The 11,889-nt window shown below is 64.8% G+C and carries 13 protein-coding genes; 4 read left to right on the top strand and 9 right to left on the bottom strand.

Annotation, left to right across the window (positions count from 1 at the left end; all coding sequences use genetic code 11):
* Positions 1-48 precede the first annotated feature (48 nt).
* The 3 genes from DFK10_RS11060 to DFK10_RS11050 all read right to left on the bottom strand — a co-directional run bounded on the left by DFK10_RS11060 (position 49) and on the right by DFK10_RS11050 (position 2,001).
* Complete coding sequence (locus tag DFK10_RS11060) at positions 49-324, bottom strand: DUF1905 domain-containing protein (protein WP_109389094.1); 276 nt, start codon at positions 322-324, stop codon at positions 49-51.
* Positions 325-412: 88 nt separating this feature from the next.
* Positions 413-1,033 carry a YdeI/OmpD-associated family protein gene (locus DFK10_RS11055; protein ID WP_109389093.1) on the bottom strand — a complete coding sequence of 207 codons (621 nt, stop codon included), beginning with the start codon at positions 1,031-1,033 and terminating at the stop codon, positions 413-415.
* Positions 1,034-1,038: 5 nt separating this feature from the next.
* A complete protein-coding gene (locus tag DFK10_RS11050; RefSeq protein ID WP_109389092.1) occupies positions 1,039-2,001 on the bottom strand; it encodes a zinc-ribbon domain-containing protein in 963 nt (320 codons plus the stop codon).
* A gap of 182 nt (positions 2,002-2,183) precedes the next feature.
* Between DFK10_RS11050 and DFK10_RS11045 the strand changes: the two genes are divergently transcribed.
* Genes DFK10_RS11045 through DFK10_RS11030 form a run of 4 tightly spaced genes read left to right on the top strand, consistent with a single transcriptional unit; the run spans position 2,184 to position 5,087 of the window.
* Positions 2,184-2,855, top strand: coding sequence for a cell division ATP-binding protein FtsE (locus DFK10_RS11045; RefSeq protein WP_109389091.1), 672 nt, complete (start codon positions 2,184-2,186; stop codon positions 2,853-2,855).
* Positions 2,855-3,757 (top strand): cell division protein FtsX, encoded by a 903-nt coding sequence (locus DFK10_RS11040; protein ID WP_217810136.1) that lies wholly within the window; start codon positions 2,855-2,857, stop codon positions 3,755-3,757. The genes DFK10_RS11045 and DFK10_RS11040 overlap by 1 nt, the downstream gene beginning before the upstream one ends.
* Positions 3,757-4,491 carry a lysophospholipid acyltransferase family protein gene (locus DFK10_RS11035; protein WP_109389089.1) on the top strand — a complete coding sequence of 245 codons (735 nt, stop codon included), beginning with the start codon at positions 3,757-3,759 and terminating at the stop codon, positions 4,489-4,491. The genes DFK10_RS11040 and DFK10_RS11035 overlap by 1 nt, the downstream gene beginning before the upstream one ends.
* Positions 4,488-5,087, top strand: a complete 600-nt coding sequence (locus DFK10_RS11030; protein WP_109389088.1) for a pyridoxamine 5'-phosphate oxidase family protein — start codon at positions 4,488-4,490, stop codon at positions 5,085-5,087. The genes DFK10_RS11035 and DFK10_RS11030 overlap by 4 nt, the downstream gene beginning before the upstream one ends.
* Before the next feature lies 1 nt (position 5,088).
* On the opposite strand, the gene DFK10_RS11025 is transcribed toward DFK10_RS11030, so the two are convergent.
* The 6 genes from DFK10_RS11025 to DFK10_RS11000 all read right to left on the bottom strand — a co-directional run bounded on the left by DFK10_RS11025 (position 5,089) and on the right by DFK10_RS11000 (position 11,732).
* Positions 5,089-6,501: a 3'-5' exonuclease gene (locus DFK10_RS11025; protein ID WP_109389087.1), complete on the bottom strand. Its 1,413-nt coding sequence runs from the start codon at positions 6,499-6,501 to the stop codon at positions 5,089-5,091.
* 1 nt (position 6,502) lies between these two features.
* Positions 6,503-7,021: a hypothetical protein gene (locus tag DFK10_RS11020; RefSeq protein WP_109389086.1), complete on the bottom strand. Its 519-nt coding sequence runs from the start codon at positions 7,019-7,021 to the stop codon at positions 6,503-6,505.
* Between the two features lie 3 nt (positions 7,022-7,024).
* Complete coding sequence (locus DFK10_RS11015) at positions 7,025-8,845, bottom strand: DUF294 nucleotidyltransferase-like domain-containing protein (RefSeq protein WP_109389085.1); 1,821 nt, start codon at positions 8,843-8,845, stop codon at positions 7,025-7,027.
* A gap of 101 nt (positions 8,846-8,946) precedes the next feature.
* Complete coding sequence (locus tag DFK10_RS11010) at positions 8,947-10,734, bottom strand: sodium:solute symporter family protein (RefSeq protein ID WP_109389084.1); 1,788 nt, start codon at positions 10,732-10,734, stop codon at positions 8,947-8,949.
* Between the two features lie 5 nt (positions 10,735-10,739).
* Positions 10,740-11,000, bottom strand: a complete 261-nt coding sequence (locus DFK10_RS11005; protein ID WP_109389083.1) for a DUF4212 domain-containing protein — start codon at positions 10,998-11,000, stop codon at positions 10,740-10,742.
* 60 nt (positions 11,001-11,060) lie between these two features.
* A complete protein-coding gene (locus tag DFK10_RS11000; protein WP_235866827.1) occupies positions 11,061-11,732 on the bottom strand; it encodes an adenylate kinase in 672 nt (223 codons plus the stop codon).
* Positions 11,733-11,889: the final 157 nt, after the last annotated feature.

Raw genomic sequence — 11,889 nt, 5'->3', positions numbered from 1 at the left:
CTCAGCCCGGATCGACCTGCAAGTGGTCGCCGCCGGCCTGACGGGCGGCTAGCCCTTCGGGGTGATGGTCACTTGGCACGTGTCGTTCGTCTTCAGGCCGGCTTTGGCGCATTGGGCCGCGGTCAGGTTGAAAAAGAAGACATCCGACCCCTTACCCCAGGGGCGAATATTGCGTTCGAACGGGCCTATACCATTGAGCGTCACCTCTGCCGGAAAGGCCGAATTGCGGCCTGGGACATGCGCCGGTTTGACGACGACATAACGTGGCAGGTCATCCTGCTTGCGCAGGATGCGCGTCGAGAATGTGATTTCTGCATGTGGCATTGGTCTGCTTTCACGGATCGCAACTGGAGCGGGCGAATGGCCCTGACCCGAACATGATACCGCGAATGGTCCGGCCGGCGCCAGTCCGCTATCGCTCCGTCGCGCCCTTGCCGGCGAGGATCCGGTCGCGGAACTTCTCGATCCGGGCGATGCGGGTTTCGGGCTTTTTCGCGCCTGCCAGGTTGAGGACATAGCTTTTCCGGCGCCCCGGGGTGAGGGCGTGAAAGGCCTCGGCCAGGACCGGATCGGTATCGAGCGCCGCGATCAGTTCTTTGGGCAACTCCAGCTCCTGCGTGGCGCTGGGCGGTTTGATCCCCGCCTCGGCATAGCCCTTGGACTCGGCCAGGTAGGCGCCAATGACCGGGGCCAGCCGATCCACCGCCCCATTGGTCATGAACCGGATCATGTCTGCATGCTGCGTGTTCGGACCCGGGCGTTCCAGAACGCCATCGGGGTCCCTCATAAGCGCAGCGTTGAAGAAACTGAGCCGGAAATCGCCCCGGAACGCGCCGATGATCACGATGTTGCGGCCCGCATACAGGTAGCAGGGATGCCCCCATTTGACGCGTTCTTCCAGCCCGGCCTCCAGGCAGAGCCGACGCAGCGCTGCCAGCCCGTCAGCCCATGTCCGGGTCGAACAATCGGGCGTGCCGAAGCGGGCGCAGCGGCCGCAGCCGCGCGCGAAATACTCTTCGATGTCCGTTATCATGCGCGTTACTCGGTTGGCGCCTCGGGCGTTTCCGGTGTTTCAGGGGCCTCGGGGGATACGGTCGGCGTGCTGTCGGTCGCCGCATCCGGGCCATATTCCATGCCGGCCATGAGGTCCTGCAGCGTCGCATCCAGCCACAACCGCCACTCGTTGACCTGCACCACATAGGCGTCCAGCGGATCAGCCAGGGCGGGCACGGCGTCACCGATCTGAGGCGCGAACACGTAGACGAGCGCCGCGATCACCGCCAGAAGGACCACCAGAAGGAAGCCGCGACGGAACCCGCCCGAGCGAGACGACTGCGCCCTGTCCTCCATTTGGGCAGGACCCGGCTCGCCATCCGATTGCAGGGTCGAGTTGATCTCGTCGATATCCGGCAAGAGGTCGCGCCGGACTTGATCGCCGTCCTTGCTGGCCGCGACCGTGGCTGCGGCTGCTGCTGCTGCGGCAGCGGGGCCCGAGGGCTTGGACTCCTCGCCACGCAACCGCGCCATGCGGCGCCGGGCCTCTTCACTGCGTTGGTCATCAGGGCTGGCGGCGTCGTCCAGCCCCAGGTCGGGCTGACTTTCCAGGCTGTCGGCCTCGGCATGACGAACGGCTTCTTCGCGTTCCCGCTCTTCGCGCAGAATCCGGGCGACTTCGGGGTCGATGGTGCGCCGCTCGGGGCCGGTTTCCGGCTGAGGCGCGTCGTCGGGTGTCTCGGTGTCCTCGGCTTGGTCAAGCGGTTCCGGTTCTGGCTCCGGTTCGTGAGCCTCCTCAGGTTCCGGTTCCGGCTCCGGTTCGGGTGTTGGCTCGGGGTCGGGTATTGGTTCGGGCTCGGGCTGGTGCGGGGCCGGCTGCGCCGCGATGCCCGGCTCTTCGAACCATGTGTGACCGCAGTTGGAACACTGCACATCCCGACCGCTATCCGGGATCACGTCGTCGGCCACTTCGTATTGAGCGCCGCAATTGGGGCATACCAGCCGCATCGGTCTTGTCCTTTCCCCTGATTTCGGGGCTTTTGTTCCTGCTCTTGCACTGGATTCTTAGCGATCCGCGGGTGCCAGCGCAAAGGATTTGCGTCTAACGGGCCAAAGGCGGAATTCCCCCGTGGCCAATTGCATACAGGTGGCTTTTCGGCCAGAACATCGTCCAGCAGGGAGATGCGGGCGTGATCGAGCTGGATAATGTTGCATACAGCTATGGCGGCGGAGAGCTGTTTTCCTCTGTCACGCTGTCCTTGCCGCCGGGGTCCTTTCATTTCCTGACTGGCCCATCAGGGGCGGGAAAAACCACGCTTCTGAAGCTCTGCTATGGCGAGTTGACGGCGACTGCCGGGCAGGTGCGCCTGTTCGGGCAGGATACACGCAGCCTTGGCCGCGACGACATCGCGCAACTGCGCCGGCGCATCGGCGTGGTGCATCAGGATTGCCAGTTTCTGGATCATCTGCCCGTGGCCGAGAACATCGCATTGCCGCTGACGGTTGCAGGCCGCGATGGCGCGCCCGAGGATCTCGAAGACTTGCTGGGCTGGGTTGGTTTGCGGCGCCAGGCGGGGCAATTGCCGCCTGAACTCTCTGGCGGTGAACGCCAGCGCGCGGCTCTGGCCCGGGCGGTGATCATGTCGCCGGATGTGATACTCGCGGATGAGCCGACCGGCAATGTTGACTGGGACATGTCGCAGCGCCTGCTGACGCTGCTGATCGAACTGAACCGGATGGGCAAGACGGTGCTGATCGCCACGCATGACTTGTCGCTGATCCGCGCCGCCAAATCCGAGGTCGAGGCGCGGGTGCTGCGGCTCAAAGATCGCCGTATTCAGGCGGCGGGGGCGAATCTGTGATGGAGATGCTGCGCCGCATGCTGGGCCTGCTGGCCGGCGACCCACAGGCCGACCGGGCGGTGCCGCCGACCGGGTTCACGGCGCGGTTGACGCTGATGTCGGCAGCGGCCATGGCTTTTCTGGCAGTCTTCGCGCTGGCCATGTCGCTTGCCACCGGGCGGCTGGCCGATCGCTGGTCCGAGGAACTGGCGCGCACTTCGACCTTGCGCATCTCGGCCCCCGCCGACCAGATGCAGGCCCAGACCGCGGCGGCGGTCGAGGTTCTGCGCACCACGCCCGGCGTGGCCGAAGCCCGGCCCCTGACCGCCGAGGAACAACGCGCTCTGCTGGAGCCCTGGTTCGGCCCCGACCTGCCGGTCGAGACCCTGCCGATCCCGCAGCTGATCGAGATCATCGAGGAGGGCGAGGGCTATGATCCGGCCGGTCTGCGGGCCCGGCTGCAGGCCGAGGTGCCCGGCGCGATCCTCGACGACCACGGACGCTGGCGCGAACCGCTTGTGCAGGCCGCCGGCCGGCTGCGTCTCTTGGCCTGGGTGTCCATAGGGCTGATCGCGCTGACGACGGCGGCGATGATCACGCTGGCTGCGAACGCGGCGCTGGCCGCCAATGCGCAGGTGATCCGGGTGATGCGACTGGTCGGTGCCCGCGATGTCTATATCGCCCGCGCCTTCGTGCGCCGTTTTACCTTGCGGGCCCTGGTGGGGGCGGCGGTCGGAACGGTGCTGGGGCTGCTGGCGGTGCTCGCGTTGCCATCCACGGACGTGGCGGGCGGTTTCCTGACCGGGTTGGGGTTCCAGGGCTGGCACTGGCTGTGGCCGCTGACCATCCCGCCGCTGGCCGCGCTGGTGTCCTTTTTCGCGACCCGGCAGGCGGCGTTGCGCAGTCTGGGGGAACAATCCTGATGCAATTCATCCAGTGGCTTCGGTCTTTCGTTTTTGTGGTGGTGATCTATTTCGCCATGATCCCCTATGGCCTGATCTATCTGCCTGCCGCCCTGCGCAGCCGGGACGGGGCCATCGCCGCCTGCCATGCCTGGTGCCGTTTCGTGAAATGGACTGCTCCGTGGATGGTCGGCATCCGGACCGAGGTGCGCGGCACGCCCCCTACCGGCGAATGCCTGATCGCCGCCAAGCACCAGAGTTTCCTCGACATCATCCTGATTTATTCCAGCGTGCCGCGTGGCAAGTTCATCATGAAAAAGGAATTGACCAAAGCACCGATCCTGGGCTGGTACGCGCTGCGCATCGGTTGTGTCCCGGTTGATCGGGGTAAACGGGCGCAGGCCGTTCAACGCATGGTCGCCGATGTCGAGGCGGGCCGGGCCGACCCGGGCCAGTTGATCATCTACCCCCAGGGCACGCGCATTCCACCGGGCGTCAAGGCACCCTACAAGGTCGGCTCATCCGTTCTCTATTCCGAACTGGGCCAGCCCTGCGTCCCCGTGGCCTGCAATGTCGGCCTGTTCTGGCCGCGCAAGGGAATCATGCGGCGGCCCGGAACCGCGGTGGTCGAATTCCTCGATCCGATACCACAGGGCCTGACAGGCCGTGATTTCATGAACAGGCTGGAGCATGAGGTCGAGGAGCGGTCCAACGCCCTGATGGCCGAGGCTGGGCTCAAGGAGATCGAAACATGACCCGGATTGAGACCCTCGATGCGCTCGATGCGATCTATGGCGCCCCGTCGCCCCGGTCTCTGACCAAGGTCGTCACCCGGCTGACCCCGGCCTATCGCAAATGGATCGGGGCCAGCCGCTTCGTGATCCTGTCCACGGTCGGACCGGAGGGGACCGACTCCACGCCGCGTGGCGATGACGGCCCGGTGGTGAAGATCGCCGATGACCGCACGCTTCTGCTACCCGACTGGAAAGGCAACAACCGGCTGGACAATCTGCGCAACATCGTCCGAGATCCGCGCGTCAGCCTGATGTTCCTGGTGCTGGGGTCGGACAACGTGGTGCGGGTTAATGGCCGTGCCGTGGTCACGGCGGATCCATCCTTAACGGAGCAGTTCGAGCAGAAGGGTCGGCACCCCAAGACGGTAACGGTGGTGACACTCGACGAGGCCTATTTCCAATGTGCCAAGGCGGTCATGCGCGCCGGCCTCTGGTCGCGCGACGATTCCGCGGGGTTGCCGAGTGCGGGCGCTTTCCTGAAAGAGGTCGAGCCGGATTTCGACGGGGAAACCTACGATGTTACCTATCCGGATTATGCAAAAGGCCGGATGTGGTAGCCTAGCCGTTCAGGTCTTCCAACAGCCGGCCGTGGCGGCTGGTTTCCTGCACCAACTGGCCGAATGTCTTGATGCCTTTGCCTTCGAGAAGGGGCAGCAGCTTCACCAGCGCCTCGGCGGTGGCACGGGCATCGCCCATGGCGGTGTGGCGCAGCTCTGGCGGGATGGAGACCGCCAACCTGTCGCACAGCGCGTCCAGAGAATGGTCTTCGTTGGTGCCGAAAACGACGGCCGACAACAGCACCGTATCGACCACCGGATGGGTCCACTCGACCCCCATCTCGGGGGCGAATTTGCGCAGGAGTCCAATATCGAAGGGCGCGTTATGAGCGACGAGCACCGAGTCGCGGGCGAAATGGTGCAGGGCGCGGCCCACCTCTGCGACCCCAGGCGCACCGGCCACGTGATCGTCGCTGACCTTGTGAATCCTTGTCGAGGCCGGCGGGATCGGCCGGCCCGGATTGACATAGCTGTCGATCGCTTCGCCTTCGACGATACGGCCGTTCAAAATCCGGACCGCGCCGACCTGCACGATGGCATCCTTTTCCACCGACAGCCCCGTGGTTTCGGTATCGAAGGGCACGAAACACAGATCGCGCAACGAGGTATCGGAGATTTCCTGCGTTTTGGTGGTCGTCATCAGGTCGAAATCGAAAACCAGCGGGCGCGGGGCAGGGCGCGGGCTGTCATGGGCGGTGATCTCGACGAAGACCATGTAGCCATCCTTGCCCAACGCCTTGAGCCGGGCATCATAGGCCGTGCCGCGGGCGGTGTCCTGTAACTCGAACGCGACTTCTGGTTGGTCCGGGGACAGCCTTTCCATGGCCGCGCGCAGCGTGGTCAGCTCGTAGTAGTCCGAAAGGGGGGCTTTCAGGCGCGGCGGTGCGACCAGCGACAGGATGCCGGCGGCCTGCGCATCGTAAAGCACGATCTCCAGCGACGGGTTCAACAGGATCGTGGCCAGCGGCATTTCCGTCAGCAGCGCGGTCAGCCGTTCGCTTTCCGCGCGCAGGCGCTGGGTTTCATGGGCGACATGTGCCGCGGAATCCATCACCGAGCTGCTGAAACTCTCGGTCAGGGCCTGCGCGGCGGGCGCAAGGTCGCCCAGATAGCGCGCGGCTTCGGCATCGACCTCGCTGTCGATACCGGAATGGGCCCGAAGACGCAGCGCAGCGGAAAGCGTGTTGATCGGTTTCGCGACGTATTCGTCGAACAATAGCCACACGCCCAGCGCCAGCCCGGTATTGACGAAGGCGAAGACGATAAAGGCCGTAACGAAAGGCGCGGTCGGCAGCGTCGCTTCGGCACGTGACCACCCCAACCAGAGCGCGCCGCCCGCCAGCGCCGCCCCGCCCGCCGCCAGCAGGCAGAAGAACAGGAAAATGCGCAGGCGCAGGCCAAGGCGGGTCAGCATGTCAGGTCTCGCAGACAAGTCTCAGGATAGGGTCGTCTTCGGGCATGGCTTCCCAGTCGGCATCCGCGACGCTGCCGTCCTCGGCAAAGGCGGCGCCATCGATCAGAAGGGCCGAACGGCCCGCATTGCAATCGAACAGCATCGGCGCCTGGCTGACAGGGGACCAGCGGCCGAAGAAATAGAGGTCGGCCATGCGTTGGCCGGGCAGCGCGGAATTGCGACGCATGGTGCCGGTATCCACGGCGGCAAAGCGCTTGGTATAGGGCCAGATCCGGGTCCACGGGCGCAGCCAGCCCTTTTCCTCGACGGTGGTGGCGATCACAACATCCTCGGGCAGGCGCTCTGCGGTGCGGTCGAACCATGTGTATTCGTTCGAGATCGTCATCGCGATCATGCCCGCACCGGCGGCAACGGGCATCAGCCAGCGCGGCAAACGGCGCCCTGTCATGAGGTTCACGACCATGACGATACCCGCACAGGCGATCCCTGCGAAGACTGTGGCGATCAGTTCAAGAAACATGGTTTATCCTATCGCACCTTTGCCGGACCCAACGGCGGATTGCATGGTCTTGACCACAACGAAGGCGTCGCGGAGGTGGCTGCGCTCGAAATCGGACAGGTCGGACGGGTCGAGATAGTTGGAGGGCGGCTCGCCTGCCTTGATCTGCGCCGCTTGGTGTTCCAGCCGCATGGTGGCGATCAGGTCATAGGCATCCAACAGGTCGGCGCCGCCCGATTTCGATACCGCACCGGCCGCGATCGCGGCCTCGATCCGGGCGCGGGTGTTCACCTGTGGCAACTGTCCCTGCAAGGTATAGACGCGACCAAGGTCCACCACCGGCACGACACCGTTATGCTTCAGGTCCAGCTGGTTGCGGTGTTCACCCGACCGGATCGTCGCCAACCCGCGCAGCAGGCCAAGCGGCGGCTGGTGCTTGAGAGAGTTGGAAATCATGTGCGCGGTGAAGATCGAGTTCCTGGCCGCCGCCTTGAGTGTCTCGGTCTGCAACCCTTCGAAGAGGCTTTCGTCGCCGCCGATGGGGCGCAGGTCGAACATGACCGAGGCCAGCATTTGCGCCTCGGGATCGGGCTTGGCGATCCAGCCTTCGAAATAGTCGCGCCAGACACTCATGGGCTGGCACCATCGCGGGTTCGTGGCCATCATGTCGCCGGGGCAATAGAAGTAGCCGCAGCGGTCCAGCCCATCGCTGACGAATTTGGCGAGGTCGGCGAAATAGGGCATGTCCGCATCGGTCACGTCGTCGGAAAGGATCAGGCAGTTGTCCTGGTCCGATACGCCGGTCTGTTCCTGCCGGCCTTGCGACCCGCAGGCCAGCCACAGGTAGGGCACTGGCGCCGGACCCAGCTTTGACTCTGCCAGGGCCAGCAGGCGCCGGGTGGCGGTATCGGCAATATCGGTGATCAGGCGGGTGACGACCTCGTGCCGGTTGCCGGTTTCAACCAGCTGCACCAGCAGCTTGGGGATCTGTGCCGTGGCGCGCGCCATTTCACCGGCATCGGCGGCCTTGGCGACGCTGCCCACGATATCGGCCGAGGACATGGCCTGGGCGCGGGTCAGGTCCGTTTGAGTGACTATACCCAGAAGCCTGTTGTCTTCGACGATGGGAACGTGGCCGATGCCGCGCTCGACCATCAGGTGCAGAACATCCGTCACCAACGCCTTGGGACTCAGTGCCAGCGGTGCCTCGGTCATGATATCCGAGACCGGCCCGGCGGCATCGGCGCCGCCAACGATAACCCGGCCATTGAGATCGCGCAGGGTGACGATGCCACGGAAGGCGCCTTCGTCATTGACGCAGATCGAGGAAATGTGCCGCTCATGCATCTGCCGGGCCGCGTCACGGATCGGCGTGTCGGGCGTGCAGGTGACCGGATCCCGCGTCATCAGACGTTCGACCGGCAGGGTGGCCACGTCGTTGCCGCCGGCTCGTTCGGGGCGGCGGCGGTCAAAGAAGCGGGCCACCGGAGCATGGGTCTCGATCAGGTCGAAGAACGTCGCGGCCGGGATGCTGATCATCCTGGCCGGGGCCTGCACCGTGGCGGTCCGGCTCGCCGCGTCGCCACGCAGCAGGGCGCGCTCTCCAAAGGAATTCCGGGGGCCCAGAATGGACAGTTGAACGCCGGCTTCGTCGGTGATCTCGATCTCGCCCTCGGCGATCACGTAGAGATTGCGAACCTTTTCCCCGACCGCGAAAACCGTGTCGCCTTTTGCGAACTCCTCGGATTGGGCCACCTGCGCCAAGTCATCCAGCGCTGCATCCGGCAGGCTGTCATAGGGGTGCACCGAGGCAAGGAACTGGATCAGCTGGGTCGGCAGAGGCATGGCGATGTGCCTTCTAGGAAAAAGTCCTGCCCACTATGACGCGGACAGGACGATCTTGGAATACGGGGCGCTGCAAAAGCGCGCGCGCCCCGAGCCCTTTCTTAGTGCCCGTCGACGGCGCCGCCGGCCCCACGCGGGATGCGGACGCTCTGGACAAGGTCCTTGATCTCCTGCGGGGTTTCCTTGGTCATGCCGGACACCACGTAGGCGACGGCGAAGTTGACCGCGGCACCGATCGCACCGAACGAGGTGGACTTGATCGGGCCCAGCAGCGGGTCAGCATCCGTGAACGAATTGGTGTCCGGGATGAAGAACCAGCCCTTGTGCAGGAAGATGTAGAGCAGGGTCACGATCAGACCGGCCAGCATGCCGGCCACGGCGCCCGAATTGTTGATGCGGGTCGAGAAGATCCCCATCATCAGCGCCGGGAAGATCGAGGCCGCTGCCAGGCCGAAGGCCAGGGCCACGGTCTGGGCGGCGAAGCCCGGGGGATTCAGACCCAGGATCACGGCGACGACGATCGCGGCCGCCATCGAGATACGCGCGGCTAGCAGCTCGTTCTTCTCTGACATGTTCGGGGTCAGCTGACCCTTCAGCAAGTCGTGGCTGACGGCCGAGGAAATGGCCAGAAGCAGACCCGCCGCGGTGGACAAGGCTGCGGCCAGCCCACCGGCCGCGACCAGGCCGATGACCCAGCCCGGAAGGGATGCGATCTCGGGGTTGGCCAGAACCAGGATGTCACGGTTGAAGTTGGTCAGCTCGTTGCCTTCCCAACCGTTCTCCGCAGCCTTGGCTTGCAGGTCGGCATTGGCGTCGTTGTAGTACTGAATACGCCCGTCACCGTTCTTGTCTTCCCAGCCCAGCAGGCCGGTCTTTTCCCAGGTTGCCATCCAGGCATATTCGGGATCGGTTTCAATGGCCTCAACGCTGACCGCCTCACCATCCGTGCCATTCGGCCACATCAGTTCCGAGATGTTCAGGCGCGCCATGGCACCCACGGCCGGGGCCGTCAGGTAGAGCAGGGCGATGAACACGAGCGTCCAGCCAGCGGACCAGCGTGCGTCGGACACACGCGGCACGGTGAAGAAGCGCATGATGACGTGGGGCAGACCCGCGGTGCCGATCATCAGCGACAGGGTGAAGAGCACCATGTTGATGGTCGAGCCATGGGCGGCGGTATACTCGGCAAAGCCAAGGTCGGTGACGATCTGGTCCAGCTTGGCCAGAAGCGGCTCACCCGAGGCAGCGTGTTCGCCGAACAGGCCCAGGGCCGGGATCGGGTTGCCGGTCAGCTGCAGCGAGATGAAGATCGCCGGGATCGTGTAGGCGGTGATCAGAACGCAGTACTGCGCCACCTGGGTGTAGGTCACGCCCTTCATGCCGCCGAACACGGCATAGGCGAACACCACACAGGCGCCGATCATCAGGCCCCAGAAGGCGTCGATCTCCAGGAAGCGACCAAAGGCGATGCCCACGCCCTGCATCTGGCCGATCACGTAGGTGATCGAGGCGACCAGAAGGCAGATCACGGCGACCATGCGCGCGGTCGAGCTGTAGAACCGGTCGCCGATGAACTCGGACACGGTGAACTTGCCGAACTTGCGCAGGTAGGGAGCAAGCAGCAGGGCAAGCAGCACGTAGCCGCCGGTCCAGCCCATCAGGAACGAGCTGTTGTCATAACCGGTGAAAGCAATCAGGCCCGCCATCGAGATGAAGCTGGCCGCCGACATCCAGTCTGCCGCCGTTGCCATCCCGTTGGTGACCGGGTGCACGCCGCGACCGGCGGCGTAGAATTCGCTGGTCGACCCGGCGCGGGCCCAGACCGCGATGCCGATATAGAGCGCGAAACTCGCGCCCACGAACAGCAGGTTGAGTGTAAACTGATCCATGGGTCCTATTCCTCTTCCACGCCGTGTTCACGGTCGAGCTTGTTCATCCGCCAGGCGTAGAAAAAGATCAGGGCCAGGAAGACCAGGATCGATCCTTGCTGTGCGAACCAGAAGCCGAGATCGGCCCCCCCGACAGAGATGCCTGCCAGCAACGGGCGCAGGACGATTCCGAACCCGAAAGAGACCAGCGCCCAGATAACGAGGCTGATCAGGATGAGACGCACATTGGCGGACCAATAAGCGTTGTTGTCGTTGTCTTGGGACATGGGCTTTACCCCCTCTTTGTTGTTCCCACCGGCCCCGTCAGGACCAGGTTGCGTCGCGCGTCAGGTCGTAGCCTTCGACACGACAGCACTCAGGTCGGCAGCGATCTCCTCAATCGCTCCCATAGCGTCGACACGGGCGAGCGCGCCGGCGTTTTCGTAATAGGCGATCAGCGGCGCGGTCTGCGCGTGATAGGCCTGCAATCGCTGTGCGACCGTGGCCGCGTTGTCATCGGCACGCCGCTGCATGTCGGTCGACCCGCATTTGTCGCAGGTGCCGGGCTTGTCTGTCGGCTTGAACCTGTCGTGATAGCCCTCGCCACACCCGCCGCAGGTGAAGCGACCGGAAACACGGTCGACCATGGCGGCGTCTTCGACCTCGAGGCTGACCGCGGCATTGATCCGCTGACCGGTCTGGGCCAGCAGATCGTCCAGCGCCTCGGCCTGCACGGCGGTGCGCGGGAAACCGTCAAGGATCACGCCCTTGGCACAATCGGGTTCGGCAAGGCGGTCGCGCAGGATCGCGATGACGATCTCGTCGCTGACAAGGTCACCGGATTCCATCACCGCCTTGGCGCGTTTGCCGGCCTCGGTGCCGGCGGCCACGGCGGCGCGCAACAGGTCACCGGTAGACAGCTGCACCAAGCCGTGACGCTCTTGCAGCATCCGCGCCTGGGTGCCCTTGCCCGCGCCGGGCGGGCCAAGCAGGATCAGGACGGGGGCGGTCGGTTTCATGTCTGCGCCGTCCATCACGCGTCCCCCCTGTTCATCCTGTTTTCGATGAGGTCATCGACGACGGAGGGGTCTGCGAGGGTTGAGGTGTCGCCGAGGCTGCCGTAGTCGTTCTCGGCGATTTTGCGCAGGATGCGGCGCATGATCTTGCCGGAGCGGG

It is taken from the genome of Salibaculum griseiflavum (genome assembly GCF_003129565.1).
Lineage (GTDB): Bacteria > Pseudomonadota > Alphaproteobacteria > Rhodobacterales > Rhodobacteraceae > Salibaculum > Salibaculum griseiflavum.
This window is presented reverse-complemented; position numbering and strand designations above follow the sequence as displayed.

Excerpts from the sequence above, each read along its gene's own strand:
- DFK10_RS11060 (WP_109389094.1), bottom strand. The coding sequence starts at position 324 with ATGCCACATGCAGAAATCACATTCTCGACGCGCATCCTGCGCAAGCAG.
- DFK10_RS11055 (WP_109389093.1), bottom strand. The coding sequence starts at position 1,033 with ATGATAACGGACATCGAAGAGTATTTCGCGCGCGGCTGCGGCCGCTGC.
- DFK10_RS11050 (WP_109389092.1), bottom strand. The coding sequence starts at position 2,001 with ATGCGGCTGGTATGCCCCAATTGCGGCGCTCAATACGAAGTGGCCGAC.
- DFK10_RS11040 (WP_217810136.1), top strand. The coding sequence starts at position 2,855 with ATGGAGATGCTGCGCCGCATGCTGGGCCTGCTGGCCGGCGACCCACAG.
- DFK10_RS11035 (WP_109389089.1), top strand. The coding sequence starts at position 3,757 with ATGCAATTCATCCAGTGGCTTCGGTCTTTCGTTTTTGTGGTGGTGATC.
- DFK10_RS11030 (WP_109389088.1), top strand. The coding sequence starts at position 4,488 with ATGACCCGGATTGAGACCCTCGATGCGCTCGATGCGATCTATGGCGCC.
- DFK10_RS11025 (WP_109389087.1), bottom strand. The coding sequence starts at position 6,501 with ATGCTGACCCGCCTTGGCCTGCGCCTGCGCATTTTCCTGTTCTTCTGC.
- DFK10_RS11020 (WP_109389086.1), bottom strand. The coding sequence starts at position 7,021 with ATGTTTCTTGAACTGATCGCCACAGTCTTCGCAGGGATCGCCTGTGCG.
- DFK10_RS11015 (WP_109389085.1), bottom strand. The coding sequence starts at position 8,845 with ATGCCTCTGCCGACCCAGCTGATCCAGTTCCTTGCCTCGGTGCACCCC.
- DFK10_RS11010 (WP_109389084.1), bottom strand. The coding sequence starts at position 10,734 with ATGGATCAGTTTACACTCAACCTGCTGTTCGTGGGCGCGAGTTTCGCG.
- DFK10_RS11005 (WP_109389083.1), bottom strand. The coding sequence starts at position 11,000 with ATGTCCCAAGACAACGACAACAACGCTTATTGGTCCGCCAATGTGCGT.
- DFK10_RS11000 (WP_235866827.1), bottom strand. The coding sequence starts at position 11,732 with ATGAAACCGACCGCCCCCGTCCTGATCCTGCTTGGCCCGCCCGGCGCG.